Here is a 16,515-nt window from a genome sequence, read left to right as displayed (position 1 = left end):
GAAGAGCGTGCAGCCTCGGGCTGGACTGTGCCCCCTGATGTCCTGTTCCTCGCATCCAACCACGTACGGTCGGACGGGCGCTCATTACCCATGGGTTACCCAGCCAGGGGCAAGGTAAGACCGTCTCTCGCCAGCACCCTGGCCAGCGACTCGACGACCTCGGGCTGATAGTCGCGTGCGGTGCCCAGCCGCAGCTCCTCCAGCGCCTTCAGGGGCCCGCCGGGACCCGCTTCCCGGGCCTTCTCCTCGTATGCGTTGACCGCTCTCACGATTCTGGCGCTGACGGGCTGTTCACGGTACGGGTCCGCCTGGCGTTCCACCACGACGGCGACCTCGGCGTCCACTCCCGTCTGGCGGACCACGGCCCCGCCGAGCAGGGCTATGCGCCGCTGGTCGGCGGGGGCGAGGGTGGCCGTGGCGCCGGCGTGCACGGGGTCGACGAGGGAGAGCTGGCCGATGTCGTGCATGAGGGCCGCGTACTCCAGAACGGTCAGCTCGGGCCCGGAGAGCCCCAGCTCACGGCCCACGGCCCGGCTGAGCGCCGCCACCCGCCGGGCGTGCCCGGCCGGGGTGTAGCCGGCGATCTCGGTGGCCCGCGCGAGGGAGGCGATGGTCTGCCGGTAGGTGGCCCGCACGGCCGCGTACCGCCGGAAGGACAGCTGTGTGAGCAGCAGCGGCAGGGAGAAGACGGGCAGCGCCCACAGGCCCGCGACGGCGACCGCGAGGGCCATCACGGCCCCGGTCGCGCAGACCGCCGACCCGATGCCGAGCGTGCCCCGCAGTTCGTCGCGCAGCAGCGGTCCGAAGGGCCACCGGGTCCGCGCGTGCGCCATGGCCGCGGCCAGCACGGCGTCCCACAGCGCGGTGAGCACGAGCAGCGCGACGACCAGCGCCGCGTACGAGGGCCCGTCCCCGGCCCATTCATGGAGCCTGCCCCGGCCGTAGAGGGGCTGGAAGCAGACGGCGGCGAATCCGACGGTCAGGACGCGCCGGGTGAGATGGTCGGCGGTGGGCCCGCGGCCCTTGGCGACGTGCGGTACGCAGCCCAGCAGGGAGGCGGCCGTGACCACGGCGACGATCTGGGGGACCCCGTCGTGGGTGGGGTGTCCGCCGTTCTCCCCGAGCAGCGCGTAGGCGAGGGCTCCGGCCGCGGCGAGCGGCGCCGACTCCCGCTCCTCGGCCCCGCTCCACCGGGCGAGCTCCCCCACAGCGATGAGCACCCCGAAGGCGAGCGCGGCTCCACGCTCGTCGATGCCGTGCCACAGGGTGACGGCGAGGGCGAGGACGGCGAGAACCGCGGCGGTGGCCCGGACGAGCGTGAGGGCGAGCGGAGCGCGGGGGGCGGTCATGTCCTGGGCCCTCCGACGGTTCCCCGACGGGTTTCCGGTCCGGCGGGAGCGTGCGGAGCCGGCAGGCGGGGCTCGGCGTGCGGCGGTGTCTCGTCCGCCGTCACCACGGGGTGCCATCCCTGCCGGACGAGCGCCCGCACGAACGCCTCCACCATCCGCGGATCGAACTGCGCCCCGGCACACCGCTCCAGCTCCTCCAGTGCCACCGCGACCGGCCGGGCCCGCCGGTACGAGCGGGTCGACGTCATCGCGTCGAAGGCGTCGGCCACCGCCACCACCCGGGCGAACTCCGGAATCTGTCCCCCCTTCAGCCCGTACGGGTAACCGCTCCCGTCGAGCCGCTCGTGGTGGTGGAGGATCGCCGACCTGGCCTCCCCGAGGAATCCGATGCCCCGGACCATCTCGTGCCCGTACTCGGGGTGCAGTTCGATCACCCGGCGTTCCTCGGGTGTCAGCGGCCCGTCCTTGCGCAGGAGCCGGGTGGGGACCCCGAGCTTGCCCACGTCGTGCAGGATCCCGGCGAACCGGAGCACCTCGGCCCGTTCGTCGTCCATGCCCAGTTCCCGCGCGATCATCATGGACGCCTGCCCCACCCGCTCGCTGTGCCCGCGCGTGTAGCCGTCCTTGATGTCGACGGCCTGCACGAGCGCCCGGATGGTCGACCGATGGGCGGCCCGCTCCCGGTGGTACTGCGCGAACACCCACCACGACACGTACATCGGCAGCAGTACGAGCAGCGCCGCGGCCGGTCCGTACGGGCTGCGCCAGAGCACGGCCATCATCAGTCCGGCGAGCCCGTGCACGACGACGGGGGCGAGCGAGCGCAGGAACAGTCCGCGCCACGCGGCCCGTACCGGCACCCGCTCGGCGAGCGCCAGGATCCCCCCGTCGAGCAGGGTCAGGGTCGCGCAGAACGCCACCACGGCCGCCCCGGCGGTCACGAGGGCGTAGGGAAAGTCGGAGGTGACGACCGCGTCCCGCCCGCCCAGGGCCCAGTGGACCTGCGAGGCGGCCCATGTCGCGAGCGCCAGTTGCGCGGCCCGCCACACCCGTCGCAGCCACCGCGGCCGCTGCTCGACCAGCGCCAGCAGCGCTCCCGGCAGCGGCACGAGCGCCGCGGCGGGCGGGGGCAGCAGGAAGGCCGCGGCCAGCATCACGGGCGTGTGCCACCTGAGAGAGGCCCCGGATTCGCCGGCGCCGGTGCCCTCGGGCTTGTGGTCGCCCCTGGAGCGGCTTCCGGCGAGCAGTTCGCAGCCCGCGCAGAGTGCCGCGAGCAGCGCCACGGCTCCCCACGGGGCGTGGGTCGCCGACACCGGCACGGCACACAGGACCGCGCCGAGTGCGGTGCAGGCGACGTAGACACGCGCCCACGGCGGAACAGACCGCATGGCGCTCCCCTCCCGGTGGCCCGGACTCGTTGTGCCGACCGGGCAGGCCCGCCCGGCACAAGCCCCGTACAGGCTTCGGGACATGGACGATAGGACGGCCGGGCGGGGCCCGGGGCGGGCATCGGGCGATTGGTTGGGCGGCGGGCAGCAGATTCGCCCGTTCGAGTGAGCCGCGCGCTCGTGCGAGACCGCGAGCGCCTGTACGGCCGGACGCTCGTACGAGCCCACCCGTCGCCGCACGTCCCGACGCCCGCGCCGAATGCCCTGAGCTCGCGCGCCACCGACCGTCGTGCGCGCACGCCCCGAGCGCGCACGGGGCCGCGTGCCCCACCCCACGGCCCGAAAATCTGCGGGACGGACCGGGGCCGTGCAGGGCAGGCCCACAGGCCATACGAGGCCACGCGCCCCGCGCGGCCCGACGGTCCTACGGAGCGGTCCGAAGCTCGTACGGGGCAGGTCCGGGGCAGGTCCAGGGCCTGTGGCGGGGCACACGCCCAGCAGGGCTCGGCTTCCGTACGCGACCGCCCTGGCCTCCTGCGGGGCAGACCCGAGGGTCATTCCATTCGGCCACATGCCCCGCGCGGCCCGACGCTCGTCCGGGACGGCGCCCGCACTCGTGCGAGGCTTACTTGCTCCTGCGCGGCCGTGCCCTCAGCGGGCCGGGTCGTGGCCTCAGCGGGCCGGGTCGTGGCCGGCGCGGACGCTCTGCCGGTGTGGTGCGGCCCATCGGCGGGTCACTGCGGCACGTCGGCCGCGAGTGCCTGGTTCAGTTGCTCCACCGTGGCGGGCGACTCCCGTTGGAACGCGGCGATGTCGAGGCCGTCGTCCCCCATGACGGTCAGCAGTGCCCGGTCGCCGACGGCCATCACGATGACGTGCCCGGAGCCGCACCTGGCCACCACCTCGCGCAACGCGCCGACGCCGGCCTGGTCGGCCATGCGGCGGCCCACACCGAGGGTCGCCGCGGCGAGCGCGGCGACCGACTCGGCGTGGACGGAGTCCGTGTCGGCGACGACCAGGAGTCCGTCCGCCGTGGACAGAACGCTCTCGGAGACCCCCATCACCCGGTCGCGCAACGAGATCAGGATCTCGGTGAGGGGATTGGGCGGCGGCTTCTCGCTCATGGGGCTCCTTGCTGCGGGCATGTGTGGTCGTGGTGCGGTCCGAACGGCGTCAGTCGGGTTCCGGAAGTGCTCTCAGACCCCGGCGGACTCGGCGCAGCATGTCGATGGAGGGCTGGTCGGCGGCGAGTTGCTCGGGCGACAACGGGGGCATGGCGAAGGGCGGCGCCCCGGCGGACCCGTCGCCTGTGTCCGATCCGGCGCCGGCCCGCGCCGCCTCGCCCCGCACGGGCAACGGAGGCTTGTCCGCCGGGGCACCGGAACGTGCGGCGGCCGAGCCCCGACCGTCGGTCGCCTCTTCCGGCCCGGGCCCCGATCCGGCACCGGAGCCCGATTCAGGCACCGCCCCGGCGCCCGGCCCCGTCGCGGGGTCCGGTTCTGGAGCGAGGTCCTGCCCTGGCGCCGGATTCGGCTCCGGTTCGAACCCGGGCTCCGCTCTCAGCTCCGGCTCTGGTCCAGGCTCGGACTCGGGGCCAGGCTCGGGTCCAGGCTCGGGCTCGGGCTCGGGCTCGGGACCAGGCTTGGACTCTGACTCCGGTCCCAGCTCGGGCTCCGGTCCGGGCTCGGACTCGGGCTCGCGTCCAGACTTGGACTCTGGCTCCGGTCCCAGCTCGGGCTCCGGTCCCAGCTCGGACTCCGGTCCAGGCTCGGACTCCGGTGCCAGCTCGGGCTCCGATCCCAGCTCGGACTCCGGTCCAGGCTCGGACTCTGGTGCTAGCTCGGGCTCCGATCCCAGCTCGGACTCCGGTCCAGGCTCGGACTCTGGTGCTAGCTCGCGCTCCGGTCCCAGCTCGAACTCCGGTCCAGGCTCGGACTCTGACTCCGGTCCCGGTCCCGGTTCGGGCTCCGGCTCCGGCTCCGGCTCCGGCTCCGGCTCCGGCTCCGGCTCCGGCTCCGGAATGATCTCCGGACTCGGCCCGCCATCCGCTTCCGGCCCTGGCTGCGGCTGCGACTGCGACTGCGACTGCGGTCCAGTCTCCGGCTCAGGTTCGGTCTCCCGCCCCGGTGCTGCCGCCTGTCCAGGCCCAGGCTCCTGCCCTGCCGCCTGCTTCGGTCCAGCCTCCGGCCCCGGCCGGCCCCCCGCTGCTCGTGTCCGGCGTTTCGCGGTGCGCCCCGGTTCGGCGTCCGTGCCCCGTCGGCGGCGCTGCGCCGCCCGACGTCTGCTTGAGCTCACAGCCCCCCTTGCCCCCCGCTCTTCCCCGCGGGAAAGGTGCCCGCGCCTCTTCCCTCGGCGGACCCCTCGCCCGACGGGCCCTCCCGTGCCCGGCCGTCCCCCGCCCGCGAGGCACCTCCGGGTGTACGCCTCGGCAGCGGCGCGGCCTTGGCGGCGGGCGCGGCCGACCCGTTCGGTGTCTGCGCCACGGCGGCGGCGTCCCGGCCGGGCAGTACGCGCGGCGCGGTGCTGGGCCGCCCGCCGGACGGCCCGCCCGCCTCCCACCGGATGAGTTCCAGCGTTTCCAGACGGGTCAGGTCCAGCATGACCGCGTACAGTCCGCGCCCGAGCGCGAAGGACATGTCCCGCGCGGTACGGCGTCCGTTGACGGTGCTCAGTACGGAGAGGTGGCGGTGCGGCAGCCCACGGCGCTGCCCGGTGTCAGGGACGGGAGCGGGCCGAACCCGGGCGAGCTCCCCCGGTGACCCCCATGGGCCGGAGAGGCGTGCGATGCGTCGCGTGGTCTCCTCGGTCAGCCGCCGGGGCTCCACACCGGGCCCGGCGAGGAGAGTCGGCTCCGGGTCGCCCAGCGTCCAGCCGCCGGGCGGGCCCAGCGCCATGGCGAAGGCCGCGTCGAACACGGCCGCGGTGCACACGATCTCGAGTTCGGCGGCGCCGACCAGGCCGGCGTCCACCAGGTGCCCGCCGAGACGGTCCGTGTCACGCTGCGCCGCGCACGCGGCCAGCCAGGCCTCGTCGTCGATGCGGCCCGAGGTGAGCAGCACCGACGTGGCGGTCGGCGCGCCCGGCGACTCGACCGCGCCGATCAGCCCGTCCCTCAGGTGAATCGTTCCGCCGGGGGAACCGGAGACCCGCACGGTGCCGCTGTAGCGCTCTTCGCGCAGACCCTGCAGCAGCGCGGGCAGGTTGCGTGCCGCGGCTGCCGTCATGCGAGCACCTCGGCGACCCGGTCGCCGAGACTGCGTGTGGCGAGCGCCAGGTTGGCCCGCTCCCGGTCCATGCCAGCGGTCAGCAGCAGCGGGTCGCCGGCCGGCCGGGGGACGGAGAGCAGCACCTGATGACGCAGTCTGCTGGTGGTGACCACGCTCTCCAACTCACCCTCGGCGCCCGCACGTCCCAGCCGTTCGGCGATGAGGGCGACGAGTTCGGCGCACTCCGCGCCGTCCCCCGCCTCGTCGGCGTCCCCGGCCACCCCGTAGGTGAGACCGGTGACCGCGTCGACCAGGGCGACGCCGGTGACCCCGGGGGAATCGAGGAGTCGGGCCAGTGAGGCACCGACGGCGGTCGTCATTTCCCGTTTCCCCCTTCACGTCCGGACGTCGCACAGTACTTTGAGCTTCAACTTACGCAACAGGCTACAAAGTTGATGTTTTGTGGCGCACAAGTCGCTTGTGTTCGATCGTAGTTGTACGGACAACGACCGGTCAGCGTCACTGAGGAATTGGGGCAACATGAACATCGAGACCGCACTCAAGGAAGCCATGGCCGTGGACGGTGCCCTCGGCGTCGCCCTCGTCGACTACGACAGCGGCATGTCGCTCGGCACGCTCGGCGGCGGGCCGTCGCTCGACCTGGAACTCGCCGCGGCGGGCAACACGGAGGTGGTGCGCGCGAAGATGCGCACGCTGTCCTCGCTCGCCATGGACGACGCCATCGAGGACATCCTGATCACGCTGGGCAGGCAGTACCACCTGATACGCCCGCTCACCACCAGCGGCGGAACGCTCTTCCTCTACCTCGCGCTGGACCGGGCCCGCAGCAACCTGGCGCTCGCCCGGCACAGCCTGAAGAGGATCGAGAGCGGGCTGGAGGTCTGACGCCGATCCCACGAGCCGGACCGGGTGCGACCGGTCCGGCGTCGGGACACGCGGCTCTCGACCGGCCACCCGACGGATCGTCACCGACCGTCGGGCGGGCGGGAGTCGTCAGCCTTCGGCGGCTGCGCCGCGGACGTCGGTGGCCGTGATCTCATGCTCGGGCACGGCCTGCCCGGAGCGGATCAGCTCGATGCGGCCCATGACCTTCGACCGCAGGTCGGTCGGCACGTCGTCCTGACCGCAGCACCGCTTGACCAGCTTCTTCACGGCCTGCTCCAGGCCGTACTTCTCAAGGCACGGGGAGCACTCCTCGAAGTGCACCTCGAACTTCGTGCAGTCCGCGTCGGGCATCTCGTGGTCGAGGAACTCGTAGAGATGATCGAGTACTTCACTGCAGTCCGTCTCGTGCGGCTCTCCGCAGCTCATGAGCCCGAGCCTTTCGTTCCGTCCGACTCTCCGGCGCCCGCCGGGACCAGGCCGCGGTCCTTGGCGTAGTCCTCGAGCATGCCGCGCAACTGACGGCGGCCCCGGTGCAGCCGGGACATCACCGTACCGATGGGTGTCCCCATGATGTCCGCGATCTCCTTGTACGCAAAGCCCTCGACGTCCGCGAGATAGACGGCGATGCGGAATTCCTCGGGGATCGCCTGCAGCGCTTCCTTGACGTCCGAGTCCGGCAGGTGGTCGAGCGCCTGCGACTCGGCGGAGCGCAGACCGGTCGACATGTGCGACTCGGCTCGCGCGAGCTGCCAGTCCTCGATCTCCTCGGCGCCGGAGCGCTGGGGCTCGCGCTGCTTCTTGCGGTAGGAGTTGATGAAGGTGTTGGTGAGGATCCTGTACAGCCACGCCTTGAGGTTGGTGCCCTCGCGGAACTGGTGGAAGGACGCGTACGCCTTCGCGTACGTCTCCTGCACCAGGTCCTCGGCGTCGGCCGGGTTCCGCGTCATGCGCAGCGCGGCCGAGTACATCTGGTCGAGGAACTCCAGCGCGTCCCGCTCGAAGCGCGCACTGCGCTCGGCGGTCGACTCGCTGCTGCCCGTGTCCTCGGGCTGCTCCGCCTGGCCGTTTTCGGTCCCTGCGTCGGTCCCTGTGACCGGACCCACCTCCTCCAGAGTCTGGGCGGGGCCGAAACCGGTCCCACCTGAATCGGAGAATAGACGACCGGCGGTCACGGCGGCTTGCCGATCCGGTCCGCCCGCCGCCCGAACAGGCGCGGTCTTCGCCGCGGACAGCACGGACCACTCCAGGTCAGCGCTGCTGCTACGGCTCGGGCAGATGGTCGAACCCATGCGGCGGACTTCCTCTCGTACGACTTCTCACAGCACGCTCCGTGCTGTCTGATCCGCACAACAGTGCTCCGGGGCTCGGCATTCCCGGGGTCACCCGAGTGACGAGGTCCACAGCAGGACACCGTCCGTGACGGTCCGCAGGGCCTGGTCCTGATCGACCGGGGCACGCTTCGGGACGGCGAACCCGTGATCGCCGTAAGGCACCTCCACGAGCTCGTACGAGCCCTCCGGGAACTCCTCGGGTCTGCCGAACGGGTCGTTGCCGCCCTGGACGACGAGCGTGGGCACCCCCGCTCCCAGCAGCTCACCGGCGCGGGACTTCTCCGGCCTGCCCGGCGGGTGCAGGGGGAAGCTGAGCGCGAGGACGGCGTGGGCGCCCAGTTCGGCGGCCGTACGGCAGGCGACCCGGGCCCCGGCGCTGCGTCCGCCGGCGACGACGGGGAGCCCGGGCTTCGCGACCAGGGGCCACAGGCCCCGCCACCCCGCGTCCAGCGTCTTCGGGGCGGGCGCCAGCTTCTTGCCCGCCACCCGCCAGGGCTGTTCCACGAGGGCCACGGTCACGCCGTGGCCGGGCAGGGCGGCGGCGAGGGCCCGGAGGTCGCGTGCCTCGATCCCGCCCCCGGCTCCGTGGCTGACGGCGAGCACCAGCCGCGCCTTCTTCGCCCGGTGCCAGGTGACGCGGGCCGTCCCCGCGTCGGTGTCGACCGTTTCGATGATCTCCGTCACATGCGTCACATCAGAAGAGTGTGCCCTCCTCGGGCCCCTCCAGCTCCTTCAGCAGCTCCGGGCCGTTGTTGCGGACGTTGCTCACCGCCGTGGAGACGGGATAGGCCCGCATCAGGCCCTCCGGCGGCGGCGCGAGCAGGGCACGCAGGTCCTCGACGTCCGTGCGGGAGGGGTCGAGCCAGGCGTCCCAGCGGTCCGGGGTGAGCATGAGCGGCATCCGCGGGTGGATGTCCGCGAGGGTGCGCGGGCCCTCCTGCGGGGCGACCGCGAGCGGGGCTGTCTCCGCCTCCGTGGTGATGACGGAGCACGTCACCCACCAGGACCTCGGGTGGTCGTCGGGCAGCGTCCTGTCCCGCCAGAACTCGTACAGTCCGGCCATCGCGAAGACCGATCCGTCGGCGGGGAGCACGAAGTACGGCTGCTTGCGGGGCCTCTTCTTCTTGCCCTCGACCTCCAGGTCCCGCTCGCCGGTGCCGGTCACCCACTCGTAGTAGCCGTCGGCGGGGATGACGCAGCGCCGGGAGGTGAAGGCCCGCCGGAAGGAGGGCTTCTCGTGGACGGTCTCGGCGCGGGCGTTGATCATCCGGGCGCCGCCCTCGGGTGTCTTCGACCAGGAGGGGATCAGCCCCCACTTGAGCCGGCGCAGCTGCCGAACCGGCCCGGGGTCCTCCGCGTCCTTAACAGGGCGGTCCAGGACCGCGTAGACCTCCTTGGTCGGAGCCACGTTGAAATCGGGGTCCAGAGTCTCCTCCGGCTCCCACTTCTCGATCTCAAAGATTCCTGCGAGATCCTCGGGTCCACGACTCGCTGCATACCGTCCGCACATACGTGCCACACTGCCAGATTCCATATGCCCCTAGGGAGCCCACGCAACAATGGACAGCACCGCGGCCACCTCGTTGGCCACCCTCTGGGACGAGGTCTTCGGGAGCCAGCCCGACCCCGACACCTGGGTCGTCGTCGTCACGCTGGCCGCCGCGCTGGCCGTGGTCGTCCCGCACCCGCTCTGGCGGCTCTCGCGCAACGCCATCACCATCGCCCACGAGGGCGGCCACGGTCTGGTCGCACTGCTCACCGGCCGCAGCCTCAGCGGCATCCGGCTGCACTCCGACACCAGCGGCCTCACGGTCAGCCGCGGCAAGCCGACCGGCCTCGGCATGATCCTCACGGCCGCGTCGGGCTACACCGCTCCGCCGCTGCTCGGTCTGGGCGGCGCCGCGATGCTGGCCGCCGGCCACATCACCGCCCTGCTGTGGCTGGCCACACTGCTGCTCGTGGCGATGCTGGTGATGATCCGCAACGCGTACGGCGCGCTCACGGTCCTGCTCACCGGCGGCACGTTCGTGGTGGTGTCCTGGCTGGCCGGCCCTCAGGTGCAGGCGGCGTTCGCGTACGCCGTCGTCTGGTTCCTCCTCCTCGGCGGAGTCCGTCCGGCCTTCGAGCTCCAGGCCAAGCGCAGCCGGGGCGGGGCGGGCGACTCGGACGCCGACCAGCTGTCCCGTCTGACGCATGTCCCCGCGGGCATGTGGTTCTTCCTGTTCCACGCGGTGTCACTGTGCTCCCTGATAGGCGGCGGCAGGTGGCTGCTGGCGCTGTGAGCCGCGCCGCTCGCAGGCGCGCGAACCGGGCGGGCGCACGCCCACGCACCGCAGCCGCCCGGTCGTCCCTCCCGCCGAGCACTCGGGCGCGCCCCGCAGCACGGTTTCACCGGATTCGATCAAGATCCCGGCCAGTGCCGGACCACTAAAGTGAGGGCATGCCCGTTAACCCCGCACACACCGCCCTCTGGCCCGCCCCGCACGCGAGCGGAACCGTCGACGCGACGGTCCACGTGCCCGGGTCCAAGTCGGTCACCAACCGCGCGCTCGTCCTCGCCGCCCTGGCGGCCGAGCCCGGCTGGCTGCGCCGCCCGCTGCGCTCCCGCGACACCCTCCTGATGGCCGGTGCCCTGCGCGAGATGGGCGTGGGCATCGAGGAGGGCGTGGGTCCCGACGGCTCCGGCGAGGCATGGCGCGTCATCCCCTCGGGTCTGCGCGGCCCGGCCACCGTCGACGTGGGCAACGCCGGCACGGTGATGCGTTTCCTCCCCCCGGTCGCCGCCCTCGCCGACGGGCCCATCCGCTTCGACGGCGACCCGCGTTCGTACGAGCGCCCGCTGAACGGTGTGATCGACGCCCTGCGCGCCCTCGGCGCCCGGATCGACGACGACAGCCGCGGCGCGCTGCCGCTGACCGTGCACGGCGGCGGGGCGCTGGAGGGCGGCCCGGTGGCGATCGACGCCTCCTCGTCCTCGCAGTTCGTGTCGGCGCTGCTGCTGTCCGGCCCGCGCTTCAACCAGGGCGTCGAGGTCCGGCACACGGGCTCGACACTCCCCTCCATGCCGCACATCCGGATGACCGTCGACATGCTGCGGTCGGTCGGCGCCCAGGTGGACACCCCGGAGTCGGGCGGCGAACCGAACGTCTGGCGGGTCACGCCGGGCGCGCTCCTCGGCCGTGACCTGACGGTCGAGCCGGACCTGTCGAACGCCCAGCCGTTCCTGGCGGCCGCCCTGGTCACCGGCGGCAGGGTCGTGATCCCCGACTGGCCGGCCCGCACCACCCAGCCCGGCGACAGGCTGCGTGAGATCTTCACCGAGATGGGCGGATCCTGCGAACTGACCGACCGGGGCCTGGAGTTCACCGGCTCGGGCTCGATCCACGGCCTCGACGTGGACCTGGGCGAGGTCGGCGAGCTGACCCCCGGCATCGCGGCGGTCGCGGCCCTCGCCGACTCCCCCTCCACCCTGCGGGGCGTGGCGCACCTGCGACTGCACGAGACGGACCGGCTGGCCGCGCTCACCAAGGAGATCAACGAACTGGGCGGCGACGTCACCGAGACCGCCGACGGCCTCCACATCCGGCCGCGCCCGCTGCACGGCGGGACCTTCCACACGTACGACGACCACCGCATGGCCACGGCCGGCGCGATCATCGGCCTCGCGGTGGAGGGCGTACGGATCGAGAACGTGGCGACGACGGCGAAGACGCTGCCGGACTTCCCCGACCTGTGGGCCGGAATGCTCGGGAACTGACGGGCGGACCAGGATCATGCGCCGATACAGCAAGAACACCGACGAGGACGACATCCGCCACCGCCCGAACCGCAAGGGCAACCGTCCCCGTACGAACATCCGCCCCAAGCACGAGGAGGCGGCCCTGGGCATGGTCCTCACCGTCGACCGGGGCCGCCTGACCTGCCTGGTGGACGACAGGGTCGTCATGGCGATGAAGGCCCGCGAGCTGGGCCGCAAGGCCGCGGTCGTCGGCGACCGGGTGGCCATCGTCGGCGACCTGTCCGGCGAGAAGGACACCCTGGCCCGCATCGTCCGCATCGAGCCGCGCACGTCGGTCCTGCGCCGCACGGCCGACGACGACGATCCGTACGAGCGGGTCGTCGTCGCCAACGCCGACCAGCTGGCCGTCGTCACCGCCCTCGCGGACCCCGAGCCCCGGCCGCGCCTCATCGACCGCTGCCTGGTGGCCGCGTACGACGGCGGCCTGGATCCCCTGCTGGTCCTGACGAAGTCGGACCTGGCCCCGCCCGACGAACTGCTGGAGCTGTACGGGGCACTGGGCGTCCCGTACGTCGTGACGAGCCGCGAGGAGCTGGAGAGCGGCGAGGCGCTGGACCGCGTGCACAAGCTGCTGGACGGCAAGATCACGGCGTTCGTGGGGCACTCCGGTGTCGGCAAGACGACGCTGGTCAACGCGCTCGTGTCGCGTGAGCGACGGCGGTCGACGGGTGTGGTCAACGCGGTCACCGGCCGCGGCCGGCACACGACGACGTCGGCGCGCGCGATCCCGCTGCCCGACAACGACGGCTGGGTCGTCGACACTCCGGGTGTCCGCTCCTTCGGGCTGCACCATGTGGACCCGTCGCGGGTCATCAAGGCGTTCCCCGATCTGGAGCCCGGCACGGAGGGCTGTCCGCGCGCGTGCAGTCACGACGAGCAGGACTGCGCGCTGGACGAGTGGGTGGCGCAGGGTCACGCGGATCCGGCCCGCCTCTACTCGCTGCGCCGGCTGCTCTCCACGCGCGAGCGCCGCGAGGGTGACTGACCGGCGCCTGATCGTCGCGTGACCTCGGTGTTGTTTGCGCCCCCGCTGCGACGGTAAAGGCATAATCGCACCAAGCGGGACGCAAGCGATACGAAGCGGTCACGGAGCGTGGGAGGGCATCACATGGCGTGGCTGCTGGTCGTCGTGGCGGGGTTCCTGGAGACGGGTTTCGCCGTCTGCCTCAAGCTCTCCCACGGCTTCACGAGACTCTGGCCGACGGTGGCCTTCTGCATCTTCGCGCTGGGCAGCTTCGGTCTTCTGACCCTGTCCCTGAAGAAGCTCGACGTGGGACCCGCCTACGCGGTGTGGACGGGCATCGGGGCGGCGGGCACCGCCATCTACGGCATGATCTTCCTCGACGACCTGGTGTCCACGCTGAAGATCGTCTCGATCTCCCTGGTGATCATAGGAGTAATCGGCCTTCAGCTGTCGGGCTCGACCCAGTAGGTCCGCACCGGACCGGGCCGCACGGGGCCGGTCCGTAGCCACGCGCACCCGGCCGCGTCAGACCACGGACCGCACGGTGGCGAGCGCGTCCCGGACCATCCCGGCCGTGCCGCCCTCCCCGGCGGGGGCCAGCACGCACGACACCCCCAGCCGCACCGCGAGTTCGCAGGCGCGGGCCAGCTCCGCCGCCTCGGACTTCGATCCCCCGGGCCCCGCCAGTGAGGCGACGGCCCGGTCCCGCACCAGTGCCACGAAGTCCCCGGGCGAGGGCAGCGGCCCGTCGGCCCGCCGCTGGGCCGGCACCCCCGAGGACGACGGCACGGCGGACAGGGTCGGCGAGGGCAGCCGCTCCCCCCAGCATCCCGTGAGCATGGCCCGCACCAGCGCGTTGCCCCGGGCCGCGGACGCCGTCCACTCTGCGGCCGCGGCCAACCGCTCCCGGGGCTCCGCACGGCTCACCAGGGCCCGCTCCACCCCCGCGAGATAGGCGTCGGCCTCCCGTCGTACGAGCGCCCGGGCAAGGCCTTCCTTGCTCCCGAACTCGTTGTAGAGGGTCTGCCGGGACACCCCGGCCACGGCGGCCACGTCGACCATCCGCACGGCGGACCACGGACGGCGTCCGAGCGCCGTGTAGGCGGCGTCCAGCAGGGATTCCCGCGCTGCAGGCATCGTCGCCTCCCTGGGGCGATCGGCTCTGCGCTTCAGAGTTGACGCGGACGGGGGCACTGTCAAGGGTTCGCGGCATCACCGAGGAGCGCGACCGCACCCCGGTGCGCCCCTTCACGGGCGCGGGGCGGCGCCGGTCCACGGGGCACGGGCGGCAGGCACCGGCCCGCGGTCGCCGTACAACCTCGGCCTCTCCCCCCGTTTCCCGGGGAGCGACCCGGAAGATACGGTTCGCTCATGCTCGACTATCGCGATGACCTGCGCCTCGCCCATGTCCTGGCGGACGCCGCCGACGCCGCGACGATGGACCGGTTCAAGGCGCTCGATCTCAAGGTCGAGACCAAGCCGGACATGACACCGGTGAGCGAGGCCGACAAGGCCGCCGAGGAGTTGATCCGCGGCCACCTCGGGCGGGCACGGCCACGCGACGCGATCCTCGGCGAGGAGTACGGCGTCGAGGGCACCGGCCCCCGCCGCTGGGTGATCGACCCGATCGACGGCACCAAGAACTACGTCCGCGGTGTGCCCGTCTGGGCCACGCTGATCGCGCTGATGGAGGCGGGCGAGGGCGGTTTCCAGCCGGTCGTCGGGGTGGTCTCCGCACCCGCGCTCGGCCGCCGCTGGTGGGCGTCGAAGGGCCACGGCGCGTTCACCGGCCGCAGCCTGTCGTCCGCGTCCCGGCTGAAGGTCTCCGAGGTCTCCCGCATGCAGGACGCCTCCTTCGCGTACTCCTCGCTGGGCGGCTGGGAGGAGCGCAGCCTGCTGGACGGGTTCCTGGACCTGACCCGCGAGGTGTGGCGCACGCGCGCGTACGGCGACTTCTGGCCGTACATGATGGTCGCCGAGGGCTCGGTCGACATCTGCGCGGAGCCCGAGCTCTCCCTGTGGGACATGGCGGCGACCGCGATCGTGGTGACGGAGGCGGGTGGCTCCTTCACCGGCCTCGACGGCCGCCCGGGCCCGCACAGCGGCAACGCGGCGGCGTCGAACGGCATCCTGCACGACGAGCTGCTGGGGTACTTGAACCAGCGCTACTGAGGTGCGTGGAGTCGCCAGAGGCTCCGGACGACGCGGTGCGCGCCCCGAACCGTGCGCGCGCGCCCTCTTGTTGACCCTCTCTTCGCCTGCGACTCTGAGAGTCCCCCCACTTGTGAACTTGTGAATCCGTTAACTAGCGGATTCGTAGGAGGTGGCTCCGTCCATGCTCGTCCGCGACGCCATGAGCACGGTGGTCCTCACCATCGGCCCCGCCCACACCCTTCGCAAGGCCGCCGCGCTGATGTCCGCGCGTCGTATCGGCGCGGCCGTGGTCCTCGACCCCGACGACAGCGCGCTCGGCATCCTCACCGAGCGCGACATCCTCAACTCCGTCGGCCTGGGCCAGAGCCCGGACACCGAGCGGGCCCACGCCCACACGACCACCGACGTGGTGTTCGCCACCCCGACCTGGACGCTGGAGGAGGCCGCTTCGGCCATGGCCCACGGCGGATTCCGTCATCTCATCGTCCTCGACCACGGCGAGCCGGTCGGCATCGTCTCGGTCCGCGACATCATCCGCTGCTGGGCGCCGCTCCGTCAGCCCGCCCCGGCCTGAGGGGACTTCGGCGGACCGGCACCGGCGCCCGGGAACCGTGACAGAAGGACGAGCGGGCCGGCTCCCCCGGGACACGGGGAGCCGGCCCGCTCTCCACGGCAGGCGTTCCAGTGCCGGCATCAGCCGCGCGCAGTGCCTGGACCGCGACTTCCGGCCACCTGCCGAGGTCTTCCGTCGACCCGCCCGGCCCGCCCGGCCCGCCCGACCTCCCGGGCCAGAGCCGAGCCTGATCCTACAATGGACAAGGTCCAAATCAAACCATGTTCCAAAGTCACACCTGTTCGGGTTCTGGTCCTGCTGCTGTTAGGCTGTGCCGCATGAGTGACCTGTTGGGACGACTGCGCGAACGCGGCTGGCGTATGACAGCGCAGCGGCGTGTCGTGGCGGAGGTCCTCGAAGGCGATCACGTGCACCTGACGGCCGACGAGGTGCACGCGCGCGCCGTCGTGAAGCTTCCGGAGATCTCCCGGGCGACCGTCTACAACACGCTGGGTGAGCTGGTCTCGCTCGGCGAGGTGCTGGAAGTCGCCACGGACAAGCGCGCGAAGCGGTACGACCCGAACGCCCACCGGCCGCACCACCACCTGGTCTGCGCCCGGTGCGGCGCGATCAAGGACGTGCACCCGGGCGGCAATCCGCTGGCGGATCTCCCCGACTCGGAGCGCTTCGGCTTCACGGTCTCGGACGTAGAGGTGACGTACCGCGGCGTGTGCCCGAACTGCGCGGCGGCCTGACCGGCCAGCCCTTCGCGACGACCCTTCGCGACGAACGACCATGAAGCCCCGGCGCCTTGCGGGACGCCGGGGCTTGTTCGTATCCACCGCTCCGTACCCGCCGCTCCGCA

18 protein-coding genes are annotated in these 16,515 nt (G+C 72.5%); 8 read left to right on the top strand and 10 right to left on the bottom strand.

The window, feature by feature from the left end; translation table 11 throughout:
* Positions 1-95: 95 nt before the first annotated feature.
* The 5 genes from KUF83_RS04260 to KUF83_RS04240 all read right to left on the bottom strand — a co-directional run bounded on the left by KUF83_RS04260 (position 96) and on the right by KUF83_RS04240 (position 6,323).
* Complete coding sequence (locus KUF83_RS04260; RefSeq protein ID WP_217453169.1) at positions 96-1,349, bottom strand: HD-GYP domain-containing protein; 1,254 nt, start codon at positions 1,347-1,349, stop codon at positions 96-98.
* On the bottom strand, positions 1,346-2,737 hold the full coding sequence (locus KUF83_RS04255) for an HD-GYP domain-containing protein (RefSeq protein WP_217453168.1): 1,392 nt from the start codon (positions 2,735-2,737) through the stop codon (positions 1,346-1,348). Before KUF83_RS04255 ends, KUF83_RS04260 begins: the two co-directional genes overlap by 4 nt.
* A 734-nt stretch (positions 2,738-3,471) precedes the next feature.
* The gene (locus KUF83_RS04250; RefSeq protein ID WP_217453167.1) at positions 3,472-3,861 is read right to left on the bottom strand and encodes a roadblock/LC7 domain-containing protein; all 390 of its coding nucleotides are present in this window, start codon (positions 3,859-3,861) and stop codon (positions 3,472-3,474) included.
* A 1,167-nt stretch (positions 3,862-5,028) separates the two neighbouring features.
* Positions 5,029-5,961, bottom strand: coding sequence for a hypothetical protein (locus tag KUF83_RS04245; RefSeq protein WP_254643349.1), 933 nt, complete (start codon positions 5,959-5,961; stop codon positions 5,029-5,031).
* Positions 5,958-6,323 (bottom strand): hypothetical protein, encoded by a 366-nt coding sequence (locus KUF83_RS04240; protein WP_254643348.1) that lies wholly within the window; start codon positions 6,321-6,323, stop codon positions 5,958-5,960. The genes KUF83_RS04245 and KUF83_RS04240 overlap by 4 nt, the downstream gene beginning before the upstream one ends.
* A gap of 160 nt (positions 6,324-6,483) precedes the next feature.
* On the opposite strand from KUF83_RS04240, the gene KUF83_RS04235 reads away from it, so the two are divergent.
* Entirely contained in the window at positions 6,484-6,849 is a 366-nt protein-coding gene (locus KUF83_RS04235) for a hypothetical protein (RefSeq protein WP_217453166.1), read from the top strand.
* Positions 6,850-6,957: 108 nt separating this feature from the next.
* Here KUF83_RS04235 and rsrA read toward each other — a convergent pair whose 3' ends face one another.
* The 4 genes from rsrA to KUF83_RS04215 form a co-directional block, all read right to left on the bottom strand.
* Complete coding sequence (rsrA, locus tag KUF83_RS04230; protein ID WP_217453165.1) at positions 6,958-7,275, bottom strand: mycothiol system anti-sigma-R factor; 318 nt, start codon at positions 7,273-7,275, stop codon at positions 6,958-6,960.
* Positions 7,272-7,952: an RNA polymerase sigma factor SigR gene (gene sigR, locus KUF83_RS04225; protein ID WP_217453164.1), complete on the bottom strand. Its 681-nt coding sequence runs from the start codon at positions 7,950-7,952 to the stop codon at positions 7,272-7,274. Before sigR ends, rsrA begins: the two co-directional genes overlap by 4 nt.
* A 276-nt stretch (positions 7,953-8,228) precedes the next feature.
* Positions 8,229-8,855 carry an alpha/beta family hydrolase gene (locus tag KUF83_RS04220; RefSeq protein WP_217453200.1) on the bottom strand — a complete coding sequence of 209 codons (627 nt, stop codon included), beginning with the start codon at positions 8,853-8,855 and terminating at the stop codon, positions 8,229-8,231.
* A gap of 19 nt (positions 8,856-8,874) precedes the next feature.
* Complete coding sequence (locus KUF83_RS04215; RefSeq protein ID WP_217453161.1) at positions 8,875-9,690, bottom strand: SOS response-associated peptidase; 816 nt, start codon at positions 9,688-9,690, stop codon at positions 8,875-8,877.
* 49 nt (positions 9,691-9,739) lie between these two features.
* On the opposite strand from KUF83_RS04215, the gene KUF83_RS04210 reads away from it, so the two are divergent.
* From KUF83_RS04210 to KUF83_RS04195, 4 genes are all read left to right on the top strand, one after another.
* A complete protein-coding gene (locus KUF83_RS04210) occupies positions 9,740-10,462 on the top strand; it encodes a M50 family metallopeptidase (RefSeq protein WP_217453160.1) in 723 nt (240 codons plus the stop codon).
* 158 nt (positions 10,463-10,620) lie between these two features.
* The gene (gene aroA, locus KUF83_RS04205) at positions 10,621-11,937 is read left to right on the top strand and encodes a 3-phosphoshikimate 1-carboxyvinyltransferase (RefSeq protein ID WP_217453159.1); all 1,317 of its coding nucleotides are present in this window, start codon (positions 10,621-10,623) and stop codon (positions 11,935-11,937) included.
* Positions 11,938-11,953: 16 nt separating this feature from the next.
* Positions 11,954-12,964, top strand: coding sequence for a ribosome small subunit-dependent GTPase A (gene rsgA / locus KUF83_RS04200; protein ID WP_217453158.1), 1,011 nt, complete (start codon positions 11,954-11,956; stop codon positions 12,962-12,964).
* A gap of 123 nt (positions 12,965-13,087) precedes the next feature.
* The gene (locus tag KUF83_RS04195; protein WP_217453157.1) at positions 13,088-13,411 is read left to right on the top strand and encodes a multidrug efflux SMR transporter; all 324 of its coding nucleotides are present in this window, start codon (positions 13,088-13,090) and stop codon (positions 13,409-13,411) included.
* A gap of 57 nt (positions 13,412-13,468) precedes the next feature.
* On the opposite strand, the gene KUF83_RS04190 is transcribed toward KUF83_RS04195, so the two are convergent.
* Complete coding sequence (locus KUF83_RS04190) at positions 13,469-14,080, bottom strand: TetR/AcrR family transcriptional regulator (protein WP_217453156.1); 612 nt, start codon at positions 14,078-14,080, stop codon at positions 13,469-13,471.
* Positions 14,081-14,314: 234 nt separating this feature from the next.
* Between KUF83_RS04190 and hisN the strand changes: the two genes are divergently transcribed.
* From hisN to KUF83_RS04175, 3 genes are all read left to right on the top strand, one after another.
* A complete protein-coding gene (gene hisN / locus KUF83_RS04185; protein ID WP_217453155.1) occupies positions 14,315-15,115 on the top strand; it encodes a histidinol-phosphatase in 801 nt (266 codons plus the stop codon).
* Between the two features lie 163 nt (positions 15,116-15,278).
* The gene (locus KUF83_RS04180) at positions 15,279-15,671 is read left to right on the top strand and encodes a cyclic nucleotide-binding/CBS domain-containing protein (protein WP_217453154.1); all 393 of its coding nucleotides are present in this window, start codon (positions 15,279-15,281) and stop codon (positions 15,669-15,671) included.
* 317 nt (positions 15,672-15,988) lie between these two features.
* Positions 15,989-16,405 carry a Fur family transcriptional regulator gene (locus tag KUF83_RS04175; RefSeq protein ID WP_217453153.1) on the top strand — a complete coding sequence of 139 codons (417 nt, stop codon included), beginning with the start codon at positions 15,989-15,991 and terminating at the stop codon, positions 16,403-16,405.
* The last annotated feature ends 110 nt before the right edge of the window (positions 16,406-16,515 follow it).

This window comes from Streptomyces sp. BV286 (assembly GCF_019090165.1).
Taxonomy (GTDB): domain Bacteria; phylum Actinomycetota; class Actinomycetes; order Streptomycetales; family Streptomycetaceae; genus Streptomyces.
This window is presented reverse-complemented; position numbering and strand designations above follow the sequence as displayed.

Excerpts from the sequence above, each read along its gene's own strand:
- KUF83_RS04260 (WP_217453169.1), bottom strand. The coding sequence starts at position 1,349 with ATGACCGCCCCCCGCGCTCCGCTCGCCCTCACGCTCGTCCGGGCCACC.
- KUF83_RS04255 (WP_217453168.1), bottom strand. The coding sequence starts at position 2,737 with ATGCGGTCTGTTCCGCCGTGGGCGCGTGTCTACGTCGCCTGCACCGCA.
- KUF83_RS04250 (WP_217453167.1), bottom strand. The coding sequence starts at position 3,861 with ATGAGCGAGAAGCCGCCGCCCAATCCCCTCACCGAGATCCTGATCTCG.
- KUF83_RS04245 (WP_254643349.1), bottom strand. The coding sequence starts at position 5,961 with ATGACGGCAGCCGCGGCACGCAACCTGCCCGCGCTGCTGCAGGGTCTG.
- KUF83_RS04240 (WP_254643348.1), bottom strand. The coding sequence starts at position 6,323 with ATGACGACCGCCGTCGGTGCCTCACTGGCCCGACTCCTCGATTCCCCC.
- KUF83_RS04235 (WP_217453166.1), top strand. The coding sequence starts at position 6,484 with ATGAACATCGAGACCGCACTCAAGGAAGCCATGGCCGTGGACGGTGCC.
- rsrA (WP_217453165.1), bottom strand. The coding sequence starts at position 7,275 with ATGAGCTGCGGAGAGCCGCACGAGACGGACTGCAGTGAAGTACTCGAT.
- KUF83_RS04215 (WP_217453161.1), bottom strand. The coding sequence starts at position 9,690 with ATGTGCGGACGGTATGCAGCGAGTCGTGGACCCGAGGATCTCGCAGGA.
- KUF83_RS04210 (WP_217453160.1), top strand. The coding sequence starts at position 9,740 with ATGGACAGCACCGCGGCCACCTCGTTGGCCACCCTCTGGGACGAGGTC.
- aroA (WP_217453159.1), top strand. The coding sequence starts at position 10,621 with ATGCCCGTTAACCCCGCACACACCGCCCTCTGGCCCGCCCCGCACGCG.
- rsgA (WP_217453158.1), top strand. The coding sequence starts at position 11,954 with ATGCGCCGATACAGCAAGAACACCGACGAGGACGACATCCGCCACCGC.
- KUF83_RS04195 (WP_217453157.1), top strand. The coding sequence starts at position 13,088 with ATGGCGTGGCTGCTGGTCGTCGTGGCGGGGTTCCTGGAGACGGGTTTC.
- KUF83_RS04190 (WP_217453156.1), bottom strand. The coding sequence starts at position 14,080 with ATGCCTGCAGCGCGGGAATCCCTGCTGGACGCCGCCTACACGGCGCTC.
- hisN (WP_217453155.1), top strand. The coding sequence starts at position 14,315 with ATGCTCGACTATCGCGATGACCTGCGCCTCGCCCATGTCCTGGCGGAC.
- KUF83_RS04180 (WP_217453154.1), top strand. The coding sequence starts at position 15,279 with ATGCTCGTCCGCGACGCCATGAGCACGGTGGTCCTCACCATCGGCCCC.
- KUF83_RS04175 (WP_217453153.1), top strand. The coding sequence starts at position 15,989 with ATGAGTGACCTGTTGGGACGACTGCGCGAACGCGGCTGGCGTATGACA.